Origin of the sequence: Geothrix sp. (genome assembly GCF_030219325.1) — a bacterium.
Taxonomy (GTDB): Bacteria; Acidobacteriota; Holophagae; order Holophagales; family Holophagaceae; genus Geothrix.
The window spans coordinates 939,887-959,237 of the sequence record NZ_CP126625.1 but is presented as its reverse complement, the minus strand read 5'-3'; the positions used below and the strand labels follow the sequence as shown (position 1 = coordinate 959,237).

General features: G+C 67.6%; 16 protein-coding genes. 9 read left to right on the top strand and 7 right to left on the bottom strand.

The window, feature by feature from the left end; all coding sequences use genetic code 11:
• Nucleotides 1-129: 129 nt before the first annotated feature.
• The 3 genes from QOZ81_RS04235 (at nt 130) to QOZ81_RS04225 (ending at nt 3,244) form a co-directional block, all read left to right on the top strand.
• Nucleotides 130-966: a M28 family peptidase gene (locus QOZ81_RS04235; RefSeq protein WP_291201153.1), complete on the top strand. Its 837-nt coding sequence runs from the start codon at nt 130-132 to the stop codon at nt 964-966.
• Nucleotides 967-1,231: 265 nt separating this feature from the next.
• Complete coding sequence (locus tag QOZ81_RS04230; RefSeq protein WP_291201156.1) at nt 1,232-1,435, top strand: cold-shock protein; 204 nt, start codon at nt 1,232-1,234, stop codon at nt 1,433-1,435.
• A gap of 102 nt (nt 1,436-1,537) precedes the next feature.
• Nucleotides 1,538-3,244, top strand: a complete 1,707-nt coding sequence (locus QOZ81_RS04225; protein ID WP_291201159.1) for a tetratricopeptide repeat protein — start codon at nt 1,538-1,540, stop codon at nt 3,242-3,244.
• Here the strand turns inward: QOZ81_RS04225 and QOZ81_RS04220 are convergent.
• Nucleotides 3,241-4,299 carry a tetratricopeptide repeat protein gene (locus QOZ81_RS04220; protein ID WP_291201162.1) on the bottom strand — a complete coding sequence of 353 codons (1,059 nt, stop codon included), beginning with the start codon at nt 4,297-4,299 and terminating at the stop codon, nt 3,241-3,243. The genes QOZ81_RS04225 and QOZ81_RS04220 overlap by 4 nt on opposite strands.
• Nucleotides 4,300-4,380: 81 nt before the next feature.
• Here QOZ81_RS04220 and QOZ81_RS04215 point away from each other — a divergent pair, with 81 nt between their 5' ends.
• Nucleotides 4,381-5,307, top strand: coding sequence for a formyltransferase family protein (locus QOZ81_RS04215; RefSeq protein ID WP_291201165.1), 927 nt, complete (start codon nt 4,381-4,383; stop codon nt 5,305-5,307).
• A 46-nt stretch (nt 5,308-5,353) separates the two neighbouring features.
• On the opposite strand, the gene QOZ81_RS04210 is transcribed toward QOZ81_RS04215, so the two are convergent.
• Nucleotides 5,354-6,529 (bottom strand): OmpA family protein, encoded by a 1,176-nt coding sequence (locus QOZ81_RS04210; RefSeq protein ID WP_291201168.1) that lies wholly within the window; start codon nt 6,527-6,529, stop codon nt 5,354-5,356.
• 30 nt (nt 6,530-6,559) lie between these two features.
• Nucleotides 6,560-12,565 carry a beta strand repeat-containing protein gene (locus QOZ81_RS04205; RefSeq protein WP_300715349.1) on the bottom strand — a complete coding sequence of 2,002 codons (6,006 nt, stop codon included), beginning with the start codon at nt 12,563-12,565 and terminating at the stop codon, nt 6,560-6,562.
• 357 nt (nt 12,566-12,922) lie between these two features.
• Here QOZ81_RS04205 and QOZ81_RS04200 point away from each other — a divergent pair, with 357 nt between their 5' ends.
• The 5 genes from QOZ81_RS04200 to QOZ81_RS04180 all read left to right on the top strand — a co-directional run bounded on the left by QOZ81_RS04200 (nt 12,923) and on the right by QOZ81_RS04180 (nt 16,925).
• A complete protein-coding gene (locus QOZ81_RS04200) occupies nt 12,923-13,702 on the top strand; it encodes a response regulator transcription factor (protein ID WP_291201174.1) in 780 nt (259 codons plus the stop codon).
• Nucleotides 13,703-13,772: 70 nt separating this feature from the next.
• Nucleotides 13,773-14,192 carry a bacteriohemerythrin gene (locus tag QOZ81_RS04195; RefSeq protein ID WP_291201177.1) on the top strand — a complete coding sequence of 140 codons (420 nt, stop codon included), beginning with the start codon at nt 13,773-13,775 and terminating at the stop codon, nt 14,190-14,192.
• Between the two features lie 120 nt (nt 14,193-14,312).
• Nucleotides 14,313-15,368, top strand: a complete 1,056-nt coding sequence (locus QOZ81_RS04190) for a 3-oxoacyl-ACP synthase III family protein (RefSeq protein WP_291201179.1) — start codon at nt 14,313-14,315, stop codon at nt 15,366-15,368.
• A gap of 52 nt (nt 15,369-15,420) precedes the next feature.
• A complete protein-coding gene (locus tag QOZ81_RS04185; RefSeq protein WP_291201181.1) occupies nt 15,421-15,768 on the top strand; it encodes a hypothetical protein in 348 nt (115 codons plus the stop codon).
• Nucleotides 15,769-15,884: 116 nt separating this feature from the next.
• The gene (locus tag QOZ81_RS04180) at nt 15,885-16,925 is read left to right on the top strand and encodes an SPFH domain-containing protein (RefSeq protein WP_291201184.1); all 1,041 of its coding nucleotides are present in this window, start codon (nt 15,885-15,887) and stop codon (nt 16,923-16,925) included.
• Between the two features lie 86 nt (nt 16,926-17,011).
• On the opposite strand, the gene QOZ81_RS04175 is transcribed toward QOZ81_RS04180, so the two are convergent.
• The 4 genes from QOZ81_RS04175 to QOZ81_RS04160 are packed head-to-tail and all read right to left on the bottom strand — an operon-like array spanning nt 17,012 to nt 19,227.
• Nucleotides 17,012-17,953 (bottom strand): cation diffusion facilitator family transporter, encoded by a 942-nt coding sequence (locus QOZ81_RS04175; protein ID WP_291201187.1) that lies wholly within the window; start codon nt 17,951-17,953, stop codon nt 17,012-17,014.
• Entirely contained in the window at nt 17,950-18,735 is a 786-nt protein-coding gene (locus QOZ81_RS04170) for an enoyl-CoA hydratase-related protein (RefSeq protein ID WP_291201190.1), read from the bottom strand. The genes QOZ81_RS04175 and QOZ81_RS04170 overlap by 4 nt, the downstream gene beginning before the upstream one ends.
• Nucleotides 18,735-18,947, bottom strand: a complete 213-nt coding sequence (locus tag QOZ81_RS04165) for an acetyl-CoA carboxylase biotin carboxyl carrier protein subunit (protein ID WP_291201192.1) — start codon at nt 18,945-18,947, stop codon at nt 18,735-18,737. Before QOZ81_RS04165 ends, QOZ81_RS04170 begins: the two co-directional genes overlap by 1 nt.
• Nucleotides 18,948-18,990: 43 nt before the next feature.
• Nucleotides 18,991-19,227 carry an acetyl-CoA carboxylase biotin carboxyl carrier protein subunit gene (locus tag QOZ81_RS04160; protein WP_291201195.1) on the bottom strand — a complete coding sequence of 79 codons (237 nt, stop codon included), beginning with the start codon at nt 19,225-19,227 and terminating at the stop codon, nt 18,991-18,993.
• Nucleotides 19,228-19,351 lie beyond the last annotated feature (124 nt).

The following is a 19,351-nucleotide window of genomic DNA, read 5'->3' as shown; positions in this document are numbered from 1 at the left end:
AGGAGACGACTGGCGACGGCAATGGGCATCGCCTTGGTGGCACTGAGTGGCTCCATCTCCTGTGTCGTTACCCAACCGGTGCTCACCCGCAGGACCGGTGAAAATGCCTGGACAGTGGACCCGCAGAGGTTGGAGTCCCATGTCCGATTCCTGGCCGTGGAGTGCCGTCCGAGAGATTGGAGCAGTCCGGCTGGGCTGGCGAAGGCTGGGGCATACATCGAGGGGGCCTTCCAACAATCGGGCGGCAGGGCCTGGAAGCAGACCTTCGAGGCTCGGGGTCGCACCTACACGAACTATGGCGTCACTTTCGGTCCCGAATCCGGGCCGCGCCTCGTGGTCGGGGCCCACTACGATGCCTGCGGTGACCTCCCGGCGGCCGATGACAACGCCAGCGGCGTCGCCGGGATCCTGGAATTGGCGCGTCGCCTTGGATCGAACCCGCCAGCCTGCCGCGTGGACCTGGTGGCCTACACGCTGGAAGAACCCCCCTTCTTCCGCACCCAGGACATGGGGAGCGCCCATCACGCCAGGAGCCTGGCCACCGAGAAGGCCGAGGTCCGGGCCATGATCTCCCTGGAGATGATCGGCCGCTTCGAGGACGGGCCGGATACGCAGCACATCCCCTTCCCGCTGAGCTTCCTGTACCCCGACCGAGGCAACTTCATTGCGATCGTCGGGCGGTTCTCCGATATCAGCCTGACTCGCAGGATAAAGTCCGCGATGCAGGCCGCCACGCTGCTCCCGGTCCGCTCCCTCAGCGGTCCCCGCTGGATCCCTGGGGTCGATTTCTCCGACCACCACCCGTACTGGGATCGCGGCTACCACGCCGTCATGATCACGGACACCGCCTTCAACCGGAATCGGGACTACCACACCGAAGGCGATACGCCTGAGAAGCTCGACTACCGGAGGATGGCGCAGGTGGTCCAGGGTGCGGAGTGGGCCATTCGGGAACTTGCCAGGTAGTTCGCTGGACCGGGTGCCCCGTCCTGCTGGTGGTAATGCCTGGATCCGCAACTACACCCCATTTTGTCCCTTGAAGCCCGTCAACCCCCACCCTAGAATCCCTTCCAACCAGCCATCTTTATCAGCCTCAGAGCCGTGAAGAGGGGGGACTCCCGTCGGGGATCCCTGTTTTCTCCGGAGCTCAAGCCCCCGTGGTCCGCATGCCTGGTGCGGAGCGCGCGATCAACCCCCAGGCAAGCGGGGCCATGCCCCCAGGAAGACAGTCATGTCCGAAGGTACCGTGAAGTGGTTCAACGCCGAGAAGGGCTTCGGCTTCATCACCCCGGATGAGGGTGGGGCCGATGTCTTCGTCCACTACTCCGCCGTACAAACCAAGGGCTTTCGCTCGCTGGAGGAGAAGCAGCGCGTCAGCTTCGAGGTGGTCCAGGGTCCCAAAGGACCCCAGGCCGCCAACGTCAGCAAGGTCTGATCCGCCTGCGCCAGGACACAGGTCCCGATTCTCCCGGGGCTCGTTGGATGCAGGGCGGGATCGGGATGCCTGATGCCCCGGGGACGGGCTCATACTCGATCCATGACGGAATCCGGACGATCCTGGCTGCTCCGAACCACGCTGGCCGCGGTGCTATCCGTGGCCGCCATCGCGGGCATGGCCCTGCTCACTGCGCCTCCCGAAGGCCTCACCCCCCTGCCGGCCCTGGCCCTAGTCCTCGGGACCATGGGCTTGGGCGCCTGGATCGGACTCAACGCCCGGGCCCAGTGGATCGACCGGCCCCGGCTCCATCGGGCCGAACGGCGCTGGGCCCAGGGGGATCATCCCTACGAGGTGCTCCAGGCGCTGGGGACCTCCGGATGGAACCGGGGTGAGCTTGGCTACCGGATCCTCCAGCTGAGGAGTGCCCTCCACCTCTCCCTCGGCCACCGGGACCTGGCCTGGCTGGAGGCGCTGGAGGCGCAGCTTGCCCGCCTGCCGCTCTGGAGGAGGGCCCTGGTTTCCCGGGCCTTCCGGAAAGTCCCGGGCACTCCGTCCTTCCAGAGGCTGGCCTGGGGTGCGCGCCTCATGGCGCTCGCCCCGCACATGGGCCGGCTCCGGCACCTGCAGGGCATCCTGCTGCTCCGGGTGGCTGAGCCAGAGACCCTGCACCGGGCCTGGGTCCATTTCGAGGAGGCCCTGCCCCTCTCCTGGGACGATCCCCTCATCCTGGAGGACCTCATGCTGGCCGGTCTCCAGCATGGCCGGGAGGACATGGCTGAGCAGGCGCTGGGGGTCCTCATGTCCCGCCATGGGGATCCCCGGCTGCCCTGGGACCGGGGCGCCGCTGGCATGCACCTGCTCCGGAATGGCCGCTACGCGGAGGCCCTCGCGCTGGTCCAGAACCTGCCCGCGGAACGGCGCACCCAGCCCCTGCACTGGCTGGCAGAGACGGTCTCCCGCCGCCAGCTGGGGGACCGGGAAGGTGCCTGGAAGGTGATCGAGAGTGCCATCGGCAGCCTGCCCGGCGCCTTCCGTCTCTGGATGGAGCGCTACCAGATCGCCCTGGAGCTGCACCGGGACGGGGATGCCCTGCTGACCCTCGAGCGGGCCTGGGACACCATCCCGGAAGGCGAGGAGGGCGGCTCCTTCCGTCAGGAATGGCACCTCCGCCGCGCGGAGTTCGCCTTCTGGTGGGAGGATCGCCCGGCCTTCGCAAAGGAGCTGCTGGATCAGGTCCCCTTCGACCAGCAGGGGGACCACCACCCGCCCTTGAGGCTGCAGATCCTGGTCGCCGAGGGCGGGTACGAGGCCGCCTACGCGGAGGTGCTGGCTCTGCTCAAGGAACAGCCCGGGGACGTGGACCTCCTGCTGCTGCAGGCGGATTGCCTGGCCGGCATGGCGGCCTGGGAGGCGCTGCTGCCCTACCTGGACGGGCTGGCGGAGCCCTGTCGGGAGCGCCCCGCCTTCTGGCATCTGCGGGGCCTGGCCCGCGCCCACCTGGGAGATCCGCTCCCGGCGCGGATGGACCTGGAACGGGCGGTGCGCATGGATCCGCATGGGCTGCGCTTCCTGCTGGATGCGGGCCACGCCTGCGCCGAGCTCGGCGACTGGGATCGGGCGGAGGGCCATTGGCGGCAGGCCCTCCATGTGGATCCCCAGGCCGAGGAGGCGCTCATCCACCTGGCCGAAGCGCGCCGGGAACTGGAGGACCTGGAGGGAGCCCGCCGCTACCTCCGGGAATGCCTGATGCACCATCCGGACAGCGTGGATGCCCAGACCCGTCTCGCGGAATTGGAGGCGAACTAGCTGGGCGTTTCTCCCTTGAGCAGCGCCAGCTTGGTGTCGTAGCGGGCCTGCATCTCGGGCATGGCCCACTTGCGCGCCTTCTCCAGGGCCTTGATGGCGTCTTTCCGCTGCCCCTGGGCCAGGGCCAGGCGTGCCTGGATCAGGTAGAAGTCCGGCTCCTGGGGTAGCAGCCTGATCGCCTGTTTGATGCGCTTGTCCGCTTCCTCCCAGTGGCTGTCCTGCAGGGCCTCTTCCGCCAGGAAGGCGTTGAAGAAGGGATCCCGCTTCCGAACCTCCATGCCCCGGTCCCGGTAGACCTGTGCCTCCGCCTCCCGGCCCTGCGCCCTCAGGAGGTTCTCCAGGTTGCCGCAGGGGGCCCCATCCTTGGGATCGGCCCCGATGGCCTTCAGGAAGGATTTCTCGGCTTCGGCGTCCTGGCCGAGGCTCCGCTGCACCACCCCCAGGATGTTCCAACCCACACCCAGGTTCGGGTCCATCTCGATGGACCGGTGGGCAGACGCCAGGGCCTCATCCGGGCGGGGCTCGGCCATCAGCTCGACGGCGCGGTTGCTGTAGAACAGGGCCAGCACGCGCTTGGGCTCCAGCGGCACGATGAGCTGAGTGTCCTTCCTGATTTCCGGAAGGAAATCGGCGACGAGTTCCTGCCCAATGGTGCCGGCCGGAACGACGGCCACCACATGCCGCTCGTAGCGCACCGTGGTACCCACCCGCCGCCAGCGGCTGACCCTCAGCGATTCCCCGTACCTGGCCTCGAGGCCGATGGACTTGCAGGCCGCCACATAGAGCGCCGTCAGAGTCAGGCAGTTGGCCTTGCGGTCCCGCCAGGCTTCCATGGGGGTGCGGGTGTAGGCGTTGTCGTAGGTGATCCCCAGCCCGCCATCCTCCGGGGCCGCGAAGAAGGATCTGAGCAGGTAGCTGACCTTGGTGGCGACCCCCATGTGGCCGATGGTCTGCTTCTGGGCGAAGGTCTTCAGCTCTGGCGGTGCCTCGAAGGGATCCCCCCCAGCGACCAGGAGGGTTGCGCAGAACAGGAGGGATAGGGGTCGAAGGCGCACGGGGGCTCCCGACACAACATAGGTCTACGGACAGGGGATTCAACCGATTATGCGATCCTGGAGAAGTTCCGAGGGAAAAACATGTCCAAGCCGACCGCCGTGGTATGTGCCTACTCCAGCGTGGGGACCGCGGCCCTGGAAGGGCTGCTGGAGGCGGGCGTAGACGTGGTCGGCCTCTACACCTATCCCCAGGGACCAGACGAGCTGTGGTTCACTCCGCCCGCTGTGCTGGCCGCAGCCCAGGGCATTCCCGTGACCATGGCCCCGGGGTTCAACGAAGACTCGGTGTACGACGCCATCCGGGAACTTCGTCCGGATTTCCTCTTCAGCTTCTACTTCCGGGAGATGATCCAGGCCCGCTTCCTGGAAATTCCGCGCCTCGGCGCCTACAACCTGCACGGCAGCCTGCTGCCGAAGTACCGGGGCCGGGCACCCATCAACTGGGTGCTGGTGAAGGGCGAACTCGAGACCGGCGTCACCCTCCACGCCATGACTCCCAAGCCCGACGATGGCTTCATCGTGGCCCAGGCGCGCCTGCCCATCGCCTGGGACGAGACCGCCCTCAGCCTCACGGACAAGGCCGCCGCCGCCGGTAGGGACCTCGTGCGGGATGCCATCCCCGGCCTGGTGGACGGTTCCTGCCCGCGCATCGACCAGAAGACCCTCGGCCCCTCCACCTACTTTGGCGGTCGCAAGCCGGCCGACTCCCGGCTGGACTTCGCCATGACCGCAGCGGAAGCCTTCAACCAGATCCGGGCCGTGGCGGATCCCTGGCCCAATGCCTTCCTGGAGACCCCCCTGGGCACGGCGAAGGTCGCCTGGGCCCTGCCGACGGGAGAACCCTGCCCTCCGGGGTGCTACCGCCTCACCCCGGAGGGCCTGCTGCTCGGGTTTGCGGATGGGGCCCTGCGCCTGCACACCCTCAAGGTCCGTGGCCTGAGGGTGGAGCGCCCCTCCGAACAGGCCCGGTGGCTCGGAGAGCTGGGCATTCCCGGCTCCGGCAGCTGACCTGGATCTCCCCCGGGCTTTCCCTGGGGGAGATCCAGAACGGCGTTCAGTGCTTTGGTTGAGGCTTTGGCCGGGCCTTGCCCGCCTTGGCAGGCGCCTTCGGCTGGACGGGAAGATCCACGATGCCGGTGGCCTTGTGGACCCTCTCCACGGCCTCGGTGGTCTTGACGTCGATCTCCACGCGGCGGTTCCGGCTCTGGCCTTCCCGGGTCTTGTTGTCGGCGATGGGGACATCCGGCCCGCGCCCCACGGTGAAGATGCGATCCGCGGGAATGCCGGCCCCGGCCAGGAGCCTGGCCACGGCCTCGGCGCGGCGCTTGCTCAGCGCCTGGTTGTGGGCGTTGCCGCCCAGGCTGGAGGTGTGGCCACTGACCATCAGGGTGTAGGCACCGGGGTAGGCCTGCAGCTGCCGGGCGACCGCCTGGACGGCTTCCATGCCCTCCGGACTCAACTCCGAGCCGTTGTTGGCGAAATGCAGGACGGCATCCCCGAGAACGAACTTGACGGGCAGAGGAGCTGGCACTGGTTCAGGGACCGGGGGCGGAGGAGGAGCAGCGGGTGCCGGTGCGGGTGCAGGGGGCGGCACGACCACCGGCTCGGGAGCGGTGGGCGGCGGAACCGGCGCAGGCGTCGGCTTTGATTCGGGAGCGGGAGCAACCACCGGTGCCGGAGCAGCCGGAGCCTTGCCGCCCCAACGGTAGCCCAGCCCGACCAGCGCGGCGAGTTCCTGTCTCCGGGTGGAGCTTTCCACCGTGGTGGTGCGCAGTTCCAGGGTGCCCAGGGCCCGCGGGCTGAGGATCACCTGGGTGCCCGCCGCGGCAAGGAGGTTCAGGCGGGTGGTGGTGGCCCCGCTCAGGGATAGCGGATTCTGCAGCCGGGAGGCCCCGACGCCGGCCCGCAGGAAGGGGATCCACCGCCCCGTATCCAGCAGGGGACGGAACAGCGCCGTGGCATCAAGGTGATCCTCATTGGCCTTCCAGAGCCGGCTGGTCGGCTCGAGGCGACCGTGGAGGAAGGTGGCCTCCCAGCCCCACCGGGGCATGAACCACTGGCCGCCCCCCAGGCCGAAGCCCGGGGAGTCCTTCATGCAGGCGGAGTTCTGCTGGGACAGGTAGGCCAGCTGGCCCTGGACCCAGTTGAACTCCTGGGCGGGCGCGACTGGGCCGGCAGCGCTTAGGTTGGCGGCAAGGGCAAGCATCAGCGTCGAGACGGCAGTGCGCATGACAACTCCAAAGAAAATCCGAACCCGGTGCTAGTTGCAGCCGATGTTGTCGATGTAGGCGTAGCCGCCATGCCCGCCCTGGTTGCAGTCGGCGGCCATGACCGTGATCTTCAGCTGGTGGCCCTGGCGGCTGGCGCCGAGGTTCAGACCGACTTTCTGCCAGTTGATGCCGTACCACTGGTTGGCGCCGGTGCCATTGCCCGCGATCCAGCCGGGATAACCATCGGTGTACGTCGTCGCTCCGACCGTGCTGGGCGGATAGTGGTGGACGAAGTAGAGGACTTCATAGTTGTTCGTCACGTCCTGCACCAGGATGTCCACGTAGGGCAGCTGGGCCGGGACGTGGCCCGCGCTCTGCATGGCGGCGGCCCAGTAGAAGGTGAGCTTGGGGTTGGCCACGGTGGTCGGCACGGTGATGGTTTCGTACATCCGGCTGATGTGGGCCCCGTTGGCGGGGTTGTTCACCATGAAGCTGTAGTCGCCGTCCAGCACCGAGGCGATGGCCGGAACGTTGGCATCGGCCGCGTGCGCCGCGCTGTGGACCAGGGCGCTGTCCACCGCGGCCTGGTTCCAGCTGATGGAGTACGAATTCATCTGCCCGGTGGTGGTGCTGAAGGTCTGGGGCGTCGGGTAGGGGACGGCCGCGACGCTGGAGCCGTTGAATCCCTGCTCCAGCACCCAGGGCGCGGGATTCGCCTGCCCGTTCTCGAAGCAGGAGTTCGTGAACCAGGGGGTGAGGCTGGACTGCTTCACCACGAACTTCGCGAAGCCGGAGTGGGAGAAGCTGGGATCACAGGGGGTCGAGGTGGTTTCCAGAGTCACGGTGGTGGCGTAGGGGTCTGCCAGGGCCGGGATGGTGAAGGTGAAGGCATTGCCGACCAGGGGCACGGCGGTGCGGGGCGCGCTGCCGTTCTGGCTCCAGTAGATGTGGCTGGCGGCCTCGTCGCCATTGGTGACAGTGCCGCTCACGGTGACGTTGTTGGCGCTGGTCACCACCACGTCCTGGGCGAGGTTCGGGCTGGGGACTTCGGCCACGTTGGTGACATTGATCGTGGCGAAGGTGGCGGCGGGGAAGCTCGTGGCCGCCCCGGAGAGAACCCGGTCATAGTCCGCCAGCCGGTGGACGCTGGTCTGGCCCTCGAAGGCGTATTTCGCCAGGGCGGGGCTGTAGCCGGCGGCGCGATCGTAGGACGAGAAGCCGGAACCCGCGGACCAGGCGATGGTGAGGGCGTTCCCGGGGTAGTTGGGATCCATCACCTTGAACCGGCCGGTCGCGTTGTCGTACCCGTAGACCGCGGTCGCCAGACCATTGTTGATGGCCGGACGGGCGTCACTCATGAGGAAGACCTGGGGCTGGCCGGTGACCATGAGGCCCGTCAGCAGGGCCAGACCCGTCTGGCGGTCCGTCAGGGTGTAGGTGCCCTGGTTCCAGAGGGCCTCCCAGCTGTCCATGGTGCCGTTGGCCAGGCGACTGATGAGGGCCGCGGCATTGGCATCACCCACCGTCGGGAACTGGTTGAACAGGCCGGTGCCGCCATTGGCCGGTTTCCCGAAGGGGAAGAACCAGGAGGCGAAGGAGCTCATGCCGAGGCTGGCACCGCCCGGGAGGTCATAGACGGAGGGGTTGTTCTGGCGCCAGTCATCCGTGCCGCTGGCGAAGCCCAGGTTCTGGGTGGCGACGGCCAGGCTCGGGACGCCCAGGACCGCGTAGCGACCGGGGAGCAGGGTCGTGAACGTCACCGTGTGGGCGGTGGTGTCCACAGCCTTCAGCCCCGTGGCCACCCACTTGCTGTAGCTGGGGTCCCAGTAGAAGGCCATCGGCAGGTCGGTGCCAGTCAGGCTCGGGCTGGCCAGGGTGGGATCGTAGGCCAGGGTGATGGTGATGGGCACCCGGAAGGGATAGCCCAGGTTCGAAGCGATGTTGAAGGTGTGGGAGTAGTCCCGGGCCGCCGCGACGATGGCCCCGGGCAGAGAGGCCTCCTTGTTCACGGTGAGCGTGACGTCACCACAGAGGCTCTGACCCTGGTCGGGCACAGTGATGGCGATCTGGCCCTGGAGGAGGTTCCCCGAGCCGGGCGTCAGGGGCCCGCCACCCGTGGTGGGGAGGGTCACCGTCCAGGTGTCCAGGGGGACCGGAATCCACTGCACCGTGGTCTGGGACGTGGCCGTGTAGCCCTGGGCGTTCGTCACGGTCAGGGTGTAGGTCCGGAGCGTGCCGGGCACGTTCACGATGCCCGTGGGCACCGAGGTCCCCGAGGTCACGGTCAGCGGCGTGACGATTCCGTCCCCCGTGAGGAGGGCGGTGCCGCTCGCGCTGCCCGTGAAGAGGACCGTGAGGCTGGAGGACTGGCCGATGGGCACGGTCGAGGGATTGCTGGACAGGTTCGCCGTGGGATAGGCCAGCACGGTGATGCTGAGGGTCTGGCTGGTACCTCCGGTCGAGTTGCTGCCGCTGATGGTGACGGAGAAGCTGCCACCGACCGTCGGGGTGCCGCTGATGACCCCGGTCGCGGGGTCCAGGCTGAGCCCCGCAGGCAGGCTGCCCCCCGCGATGCTGTAGGCCGTGGGCGCGCCCCCGGTGGGATTCGGGTTGTTGTTCGCGATGGCGAGGCTGGCAGTGTACGTGATCGGGGAGGTGTAGTTCAGGGCGGTGGGCGCCAGCGCAGGAACGGTGTAGGTCACCGTGTTGGACACGGCGGGCGTCCGGGTGCCATTCGTGGCCGTGATGGCGAAGGTGTAGACGCCAGCGGTGGTGGGTGTGCCGGTGATGGTGCCGTCACTGTTCAGGGTCAGACCTGCAGGCAGGCTGCCGCTGGAGATGACATAGGTCGTCGTCAGACCCGGGTTGGCGTTTGCCAGGGTCGGGCTCTGAGTGCCGATCGCCGACCCCACCGGGAAGGTCCGGGGTGAGACATAGCTCACGGTCAGGTTCGACGCGGGGTTCACCGTGTAGGTGACGGTGCCCGACACGGCGGGGGTCCGGGTGCCGTTGGTGGCCGTGATGACGAAGGTGTAGACGCCAGCAGTGGTGGGCGTGCCGGTGATGGTGCCGTCACTGTTCAGGGTCAGACCTGCGGGCAGGCTGCCGCTGGAGATGGCATAGGTCGTCGTCAGGCCCGGGTTGGCGTTTGCCAGGGTCGGGTTCTGGGTGGCGATGGCCGAGCCCACCGGGAAGGTCTGGGGCGAAGCGTAGCCCACGGTCAGGTTCGAAGCCGGATTCACCGTGTAGGTGACGGTGCCCGACACGGCGGGGGTCCGGGTGCCGTTGGTGGCCGTGATGGCGAAGGTGTAGACGCCAGCGGTGGTGGGTGTGCCGGTGATGGTGCCGTCACTGTTCAGGGTCAGACCTGCAGGCAGGCTGCCGCTGGAGATGACATAGGTCGTCGTCAGACCCGGGTTGGCGTTTGCCAGGGTCGGGCTCTGAGTGCCGATCGCCGACCCCACCGGGAAGGTCCGGGGTGAGACATAGCTCACGGTCAGGTTCGACGCGGGGTTCACCGTGTAGGTGACGGTGCCCGACACGGCGGGGGTCCGGGTGCCGTTGGTGGCCGTGATGACGAAGGTGTAGACGCCAGCAGTGGTGGGCGTGCCGGTGATGGTGCCGTCACTGTTCAGGGTCAGACCTGCGGGCAGGCTGCCGCTGGAGATGGCATAGGTCGTCGTCAGGCCCGGGTTGGCGTTTGCCAGGGTCGGGTTCTGGGTGGCGATGGCCGAGCCCACCGGGAAGGTCTGGGGCGAAGCGTAGCCCACGGTCAGGTTCGAGGCGGGGTTCACCGTGTAGGTGGTGGCATTGGACAGCGCGCTGCGACCACCGTTCGTGGCCGTGATGGTGAAGGTGTAGACTCCCGGAGCCGTCGGAGTACCCAGGATGTTGCCGGTGCCCGCGTCCAGCGTGAGTCCGGCAGGCAGTGAACCGCTGGTCAAGACATAGGTGGTGTTCAAGCCAGGCGTGGCGTTTCCGAGCCCTGCGGCCTGGGTGGTGATGGCCGTTCCGACCGGGTAGGTCTGGGGCGTCGCGTAGGTGAGTGCAAGCGCCGCCGCGGGCGTCACGGTGTAGGTCGGCGAGGAGGTGGCGACACGGGTGCCGTTGGTGGCCGTGATGGTGAAAGCATAGACACCGGGCGCCGTCGGCGTGCCGGTGATGGTGCCATCGGCGTTCAAAGTCAGGCCATCCGGCAGCGCGCCGGCGGTCACGGCATAGGTCGTGGCCACGTTGGACGTGGGATTGGCGAGGACGGGCGCCTGGGTGGCAATGGCCGTCCCGGTGGTGAAGGTCTGGGGGGTGGAATAGTCGACGGTCAGGGCCGCAGCGGGGACCACCGTGTAGCTGGGGCTCGAAGTGGCGGTGCGGGTCCCGTTGGTGGCCGTGACCGTGAATCCGTAGACGCCGGGGGCGATGGGTGTGCCGGTGATGGTGCCATCGGCATTCAAGGTCAGGCCCACCGGCAGCGTGCCGGCGGTCACGGCGTAGGTCGTGGCCACGCCCGGTGTCGGATTGGAGAGGACGGGCGCCTGGGCGGCGATGGCCGTCCCGGCGGTGAAGGTCTGGGGGGTGGAGTAGTCGACAGCCAGGGCCGCGGCAGGCGTCACCGTGTAGGTGGGACTCGAAGTGGCCGTGCGGGCGCCATTGGTGGCCGTGACGGTGAAGGCGTACACGCCCGGCGTCGTTGGGGTGCCGGTGATGGTGCCGTCCGGATTCAGGGTCAGACCACCAGGCAGGGCGTCACTGGTCACGGCGAAGGTCGTCGTCAATCCAGGCGTGGGGTTCGTGACCGAGGGCATCTGGGTGGCGATGGCCGACCCGGCCGTGAAGGTCTGGGGCGAGGTGTAATCGAGACCTAGCGCGCCCACCGGCACCACCGTGTAGGTGGCCGTGGCACTAGCATTCCGGGTGCCATTGGTGGCCGTGGCCGTGAAGGTGTACACACCGGGCGTGGTGGGGGTGCCGGTGATGCCACCAGTCGCCGGGTCCAGACTCAGGCCCGGAGGGAAGGTCCCCCCGGTCAGGGCATAGGTCGTGACCACCCCTGGCGTGGGATTGGAGAGGGTGGCCACCTGGGTGCCGATGGCCGTGCCGGAGGTGAAGGTCTGGGGCGTCGCATAGGCCAGCGCGAGTGCCGCCGCGGGAGTCACGGTGTACGCGGGGCTCGAGGCCGCCGTGCGGGTGCCGTTGGTGGCGGTCACCGTGAAAGGAAAGACGCCAGGCGCGGTCGGCGTCCCGGTGATATCGCCGTTGGTGGCACTGAGGGCAAGTCCGGCCGGAAGGGCTCCGGTGGTGACGGCATAGGTGGTGGGAACGCCCGGGGTCGGATTCAGGAGGGCCGCACCCTGGGCGGTGATGGCAAGCCCGGCTCCGAAGACCTTGGGCGTGGCGTAGGTCAGGCCCAGGCTGCCGGCGGGCGTCACGGTGTAGGTGGCCGAGGCGGTGGCGGTCCGGGTCCCGTTGGTCGCGGTGACGGTGAAGGGGAAGACTCCGGGCGCGGTCGGCGTGCCGCTGATGGTGCCGTCCGCGTTCAGGGTCAGGCCCGCTGGCAGGCTCCCGGCGGTGATCGCATAGATCGTGGCGAGGCCGGGCGTGGCCTGGGCCAGCACCGGATTCTGCATGGCGATGGCCGAAGCCGCCGGGAAGACCTGCGGCGTCGCATAGCCGAGGCCCAGGGGCTGGGCAGGAACCACCGTGATCTGGATGGTCTGGGAGGCGCTGTTGGCACTGTTGGCGCCACGGATGGTCAGGGTGTAGACGCCGGCCGCCGTGGGTGTTCCGGTGATGCGCCCGGTGGCCGGGTCCAGGCTGAGGCCGGGAGGGAGGATCCCGGAGTCGACCGTGTAGATCCGGGGGGTGCCACCGGAAGGATTCGGCGGATTGACCGGGATGGCCGTGCCCACGGTGTAGGTATTCACCGGTTGGTAGTTCAGTCCGAGAATGGCGGTCGCCTGCTCGCAGTCGGCGCACCAGGACGAACTCGTGCAGGCCATCGGGCCCAGGGCGAGGACGGACATCGCCAGTGCGAGCATGAGCTTGGAGTGGTGACGCATGAGGACTCCCGGATAGACAGACCAGCCCTGTGAATCAAAGGAATAAAGGGCCTTGTCATTATTCGGGATAAACACATCCTCTTTTTCTCACACTTTCTCACATGTGCTTCAGTGCAAGGACATGCATGCCGATAAATGTAATCCGCCGGAGTCGTATTCATTCCCAAGGTGCATTCAGCGCTTGAGGTGGAAAATTGACATATCCGGCCGGCGAGGCCGCCTCGGTAAGCGACCCCCGGGCCACGGCCTTCCTGCGGACTTGATACCCTCGTGCGAGGCGTTGGGGCCAAGGCAGCCTATGGTGTCCCTGTACATGGTTGTCTCCGGAGTGAATGAACCGCTTGAGGGCAAGGCTGCATGAACGATGTCCAGGCAATCGACGGGAGGGCCCCCGGGAATCCGGTCAGGGGGATCCGGGTCGTCGCCTGCGAGGACCAGGCCGTGATGAGGAAATACATCCTCTCGGGACTGGGCCGGGTTGGGATCAAGGCCGTGGGCGTCTGCGACGGCATTGAGCTGGAGGCGCACCTGAAGGCCCATCCGGTCGACATCGTCATCCTCGACATCGGGCTTCCCGGAGAGGACGGCTATTCCATCGCCACGCGCCTGCGCCAAGAACGCCCCCACCTGGGCATCGTCATGCTCACCGCCCGGGACGAGACCCACGACCGGGTGCTGGGCCTGGATTGCGGGGCCGACCTCTACTTCGCCAAGCCCGCGGACATCCGGGAACTCGCTTCGGCACTGGGAAGCCTCCACCGCAGGCTCAAACTGCACCGGCCGGCCGATCCTCCCGCAGGATGGCGGCTGGATCCCCTTCGCGCCCGGCTGGTCACCCCTTCCGGAGCCGACGTGTCCCTGACGGACAACGAGCAGCGCTTCCTGACCCCCCTGCTCGCTCAGCCTGGCGTGGTGGTCGACCGGGACGTCCTCTCCCGGGCCCTTGAGCAGATTCCGGATGTCTATGCCATGCGCCGGATGGAGACCATGCTCAGCCGGCTCCGGACCAAGGTCCTGAAGGTAAGCCCGGGGGAGCCATTGCCCGTGCGGGCCCGCCATGGAAGGGGCTATGCCTTCCTCAGCAGCGCCGATGAGGTGGCTGCCCCGGGGGAGGCCCAGGCACCGTCCGGACTGTAAGAAAGTGTGAGCACGATTCCAGGCCGCGCAGTCCCAATCTGGACGCTCCATGGGATAGGCCGGACCCTCTATGACGAATCGCACGGCAAGCCCGACGTGGCGCTCGCGATATGCGACGGATATCCCCAGCATCGACGCCCACCACCAGGGGCTCTTCAGGATCCTGCGCATGCTGGTGGAATCCACCCGGGAAGGGCCGTCAAAGGACGAGATGAACGCCATCCTCGCCTTTCTGGAAAGGTACATCGGGGTCCATTTCGAGGGTGAAGACGCCTTCATGGCCCGGTGCGGCTTCCCCGGCGCGGAGGCCCATGCCTGGGAGCATGCCCGCCTCCTCGACCAGCTGCGGAAACTGAAGGCGCGTTTCAACCTGGGCGATGACCGGGTCCCTGGCGAACTGGTGCCCATGCTTTCCACCTGGCTCAGGGACCACATCCTGCAGCAGGACATGGCCCTGGCCGATTACGTTCGGGACAGGCCCGGCAGCTGACCGGGACCGGAACCCGACGCCCTCGCACCTGATCCCCGGACCGTGAGGCTTGAGTCACGACCGCGCTGTTCATCGCCCAGGTTCCCGCTATCCTGACCGACTGCCACCGACAGGAGCCCCATGCGAAGCGTCATCACTGGAACGGGCATCGGCGTGCCCCCACACCTCGTCACGAACGAGGCGCTGTCGAAGCTCATGGATACCTCGGACGAGTGGATCCGCGTGCGCAGCGGCATCCAGGAGCGGCGCTATGCAGAACCGGGCCAGGGTTCGAGCGACCTGGGCGCGATCGCCGCCCGGAACGCCATCGCGGATGCCGGTCTGACGCCCACCGACATCGACGCGGTGATCTTCGCGACCATGACCCCGGATCACGTGCTGCCGGGCAATGGCCCCCTCCTGCAGGCGGCCCTGGGCCTGCGGGACATCCCCACCTTCGACATCCGGCAGCAGTGCAGCGGCTTCCTCTACGGGCTGGAGCTGGCGGACCTCGTCCTCCAGAGCGGCCGCTACCGGCGCGTCCTCCTCGTGGGCGCCGAAGTGCACTCCCCCTTCATGCCCTGGCACCTGGGCTGGGACACGGTCATCGGGCTCTCCACCCGGGAGGTCACGGAAGCCGAGCGGGCCGCCAACACCGCCATCCGGGACCGGACCGTGCTCTTCGGCGATGGCGCGGGGGCCGTGGTGATCGAGGCCCGCGACGGGGAGGCGGGCCTGGGCCCCATCCGGCTCCACACGGACGGCACCGCGGCCGGCGTGTTGATGATGCCGGGCGCCAGCTTCAAGCGGAGGCCCTTCGTGTCGCACGAGCAGATCGACGCCGGGGAGACGGTCCCGGTCATGTCCGGCAAGGAGGTCTTCAGGACCGCCGTGACCCTGATGCCCCAGGCCGTCCGGGAGGTTTGCGCCCTCTCGGGCCTGGCCGTGGAGGACCTGGACCTGCTGCTCATCCACCAGGCCAACCTTCGCATCATCGAGGGCGTGCAGAAGGCCCTGGGGCTGCCCCCCGAGAAGGTGCCCCACAACGTCGAGCGCTGGGGCAACACCACAGCCGCCACGCTGCCCATCCTGTTCCACGAGTGCCGCCAGCAGGGCCTGATCAAGCCCGGCATGAACCTGGTGTTCACCGCCCTGGGTTCCGGCCTCCACTGGGGTGCCGCGCTCTACCGCGCCTGATTGCCAGTGCCCCCGGGCCGAGGCTAGAATCCTGCCATCCCCCGGAGTCCCCATGCACTCGCGTTCACTGGCCTTGGCCTTGCTCGTTCCCGCAATCGTCCTTTCGGCCGGGACCACCAAATCGAAAAAGCACGCGTCCGGCCCCATCAAGTCCGCCAAGGAGGCCAAGGCCATCGCCGAGCAGGACACCGGTGGCAAGGCGGTCACGGCCCGCCGCATCCCCCTGAACGGGGCCTCCGGTGGCTGGGAAGTGGATGTCCGCACGCCGAAGGAGGCCAAAGGCTGGCGCTGCATCATCGACTCGGACACCCGCATGGTCCACAGCAAGACGCGCATCGACCAGCCCGGTGGCAAGGGCAAGTCCGAAGACCCCGTGCGCATGGTCAAGGGAACGCGCTGACGACGGCTCCCCGATCCGATCCGACCGTTCACCGGTTTTTCCCTCCGACCGCCCTGGCCGGCTTGCCAACCGGCCTAGAATCGTAGCCGTGGCCAATGCCACTAGGAGAACAACCCATGGGTCTGATGGACTGGGGCAAAGCCCAATTCCTCGACATCCTCGAATGGCTGGATGATTCCACGGACACGCTGGCTTGGCGCTTCCCCATGCGGGGCCAGGAGATTCAGAACGGCGGCCAGCTGGTGGTGCGTGAAAGCCAGGAGGCCGTCTTCGTCAACGAAGGCCAGATGGCGGACGTGTTCAAGCCCGGCACCCACCGGCTGACCACCCAGAACCTGCCCATCCTCGCCACCCTGAAGGGCTGGAAGTACGGCTTCGAGAGCCCCTTCAAGAGCGATGTCTACTTCATCTCCACCAAACTCTACAACGACCTGAAGTGGGGCACCTCGAACCCCATCATGATGCGTGACGCCGACTTCGGCATGCTGCGCATCCGGGCCTTCGGCATCTACTCCATCAAGGTGGTGGACAGTGCCACCTTCCTGCGCCAGCTGGTGGGCACCAACGGCGTGTACACGGTGCCCGACATCTCCGAGCAGCTGCGCAAGACCATCATGAGCCGCTTCACGGATGCCCTGGGCGAAGCCAAGATCCCCGCCCTCGACCTGGCCGCGAAGTACGACGAGATCTCCGATTTCGTGAAGCAGAAGCTGCAGGAAGAGTTCAAGACCATGGGCCTGGAGCTGTCCAAGTTCTTCGTGGAGAACATCAGCCTCCCCGAGGAAGTGGAAGCCATGATGGACAAGCGCACGGGCGTGGGCATGATGGCCCCCGTCATGGGTGCCTACACGCAGATGCAGGTGGCCGACAGCATCCCCCTCGCGGCCCAGAACCAGGGCGGCGTGGCCGGACTGGGCATGGGCATGGGCGTGGGCTTCGGCATGGGCAACATGATGGGCCAGCAGATGGCCGGCGCCCAGCAGCAGATGGGCCAGCAGGGCTTCCCTGCGGGCAGCGCCCCCGCCGCCGCGGCTCCCACGAAGTCGCTGAAGGAAGAGCTGACGGAGCTGAAGGACCTCTTCGACAGCCAGCTCATCAACCAGGTCGAGTTCGACACCCAGCGGGCCGCCATCATGAAGAAGCATGGGATGGGTTGATCCGTCCTCAGTGAAAAAGGATGCGGCCTTCGGGCCGCATTTTTTTCTACGCGCGGGCGCAGCCCGCGCGACGGAAGCCTGGGGCCTCACTCGTGATGATGCTCATACCCTTCCGCTTCATGCTCGTGCACGAAGCGGTGCTGATGGCGGTCGGCCATGGCCCTGGTCTCGAAATGGAGGGTGAGGTGGCGCACGCCGAAGCGCTCTGCCAGCAGGTGCTCGATGCGCTGCTGGTGGACTTCCGTGTCCTCCAGCCGCTCGGCCTCCACGATGACGTGGGCGGTGCAGACCGTCAGGTGGCTGCAGACCCGCCAGGAGCGGAGATCCTCGATGCCCGTGACGCCCGGCAGCCGGAGCAGTTCGGCCTTGGCCTCCTCCTGATCGAAGGCGGCGTGGTGCATGAGGATGCCCACGGCGTCCCGCAGCAGCAGGAAGGCGCCGCGCAGGATCACCGCCGCGATGCCTGCGGCCAGGAGGGGATCCACCCACTTCCAGCCGGTGAAGCGGATCACCACCATGCCCACCACCACCGCCACGTTGGCCAGGCTGTCCCCCAGAGCGTGCAGGTAGGCGCTCCGCAGATTCAGGTCCCGCTCCTGGCCAGACCCGCCGGCGGGAATGAGCACGAAGGTGGCCGCCAGGTTCAGCAGCAGCCCCGCCAGGGAGAACCCGATGGCCCAGCCCAGCTTGATGGAGACCGGGTGCTGGACCCGGTTCCAGGCCTCGAACAGCACGGCGCCCGCGAGGATCACCAGGAGCAGGACGCCCAGCAGGGTGTTGAAGATCTCGATCCGGTGCCAGCCGTAGGTCCACCGGTCGCAGGGCTCGCGCCGGTTGGCCAGCCGGATGCTGCCCAGGGCGAGCAGGTTCACCACCGCGTCGTTCAGGTTCTCCAGGCTGTCGGACACCAGCCCCAGCGATCCCGTCCACAGGCCCCCAACCCCCTGGACGAGGAAGTTCAGGCCGAAGATCAGCGAGCTGAGGGCCAGCCGTCCGGTGGTCGTGGGGCCGTGCGAGTGGCTCATCATTCGCCCTTGTACTGGGGTTTGCGTTTCTCGCGGAAGGCGGCCAGCCCCTCCAGCCGATCCTGGGTGGGGATGACCTGGGCATAGCAGGCCTCCTCCAGGGCGAGCCCCGAAGCCAAGTCCAGGTCCAGGCCCTGGCTGACGGCCTGCTTGGCCATGCGGAGGGCGACGGGACCGTTCGGGAGGATCTCCCGCGCCAGGCCCAGCGCTGCTTCCAGGGCCTGCCCGGCGGGTACCACGCAGTTCACGAGGCCAAGCCGACCGGCCTCCTCCGCGCCGAAGCGCCGGGCGGTGAAGATCAGTTCCTTGGCCCGGGCCACTCCGATGAGGCGCGGCAGGCGCTGGGTGCCCCCTCCGCCGGGAATGATGGCCAGGGCCGTCTCGACCAGCCCCATCTTCGCCTCGGCCCCCGCCACGCGGAGATCGGCGGCCAGGGCCAGTTCCAGCCCCCCGCCGAAGGCGGCGCCCTCCAGGGCCGCGATCACGGGCATGGGCAACCGCTCCAGGTCGGAGAAGCAGGCCCGGATGCCCTGGACGAAGCCTGCGGCCTCCGCGGCGGACATCTCCGCCCGCTCTTTCAAGTCAGCCCCGGCGCAGAACACGCCGGGGACCAGACTGTGGACGACCACCACGCGGACCGCAGCATCGGCGGCGAGGACCCTCAGCGCCTCCAGGAATTCCCGGAGGAGCTGGCGCCCTAGCGCATTCTTCGCGGCGGGCCGGTCGAGGCCGAGCAGGACGATGCCGGCATCCAGACCACCCAGATACTCCAGGCGGACGTCCATCAGCTCAACTCGACGATGGGATCCCCTTCGTTCAGGAACTGCTCGGGGACCACGAAGACCTTCTTGACCGTGCCCTCCTCCGGGCTGCCCACGGGGATCTGCATTTTCATCGACTCGATGATGACCAGGTCCTGGTCCTCGCCCACCGCGTCACCCTCGGCGACGCAGACCTCCAGGACCTTCCCAGCCATCTCGGCCCGCACCACTGCCATCTGCCACCTCATGAGGAGAAGGCCAGTGTAGCGTTTCGATCAGCTATTCGTCCCGGTCCGAGTCCCCGATCACCACCAGATCGTCATCCTCATAGGCGAAGTCACCCTCCTCGATGAGGATCTCGCGGACTTTGCCACCCTCAGGCGCATTGATATAGAAGGAGGTGCGGGAGGAATCGGTGCCCTCGAGGATCATCAGGGGCTCGTCCTCCTCCACTTCCTGGCCGGGGCGGACGAGGACGTCCACCACGTAACCCGGCCATTCCGCCCTCACGATCATGCTGCCTCCCCTTCGGTTCCCTGTGACCTTGGCGGGGAGAGTATGGCGCCGGGGGGCTCCGCGCAAGTGCCGGAAGCCTTTCTTTTCGTCACAAGTCTTGTCTGGGATACTGGAGGGCTTGGAG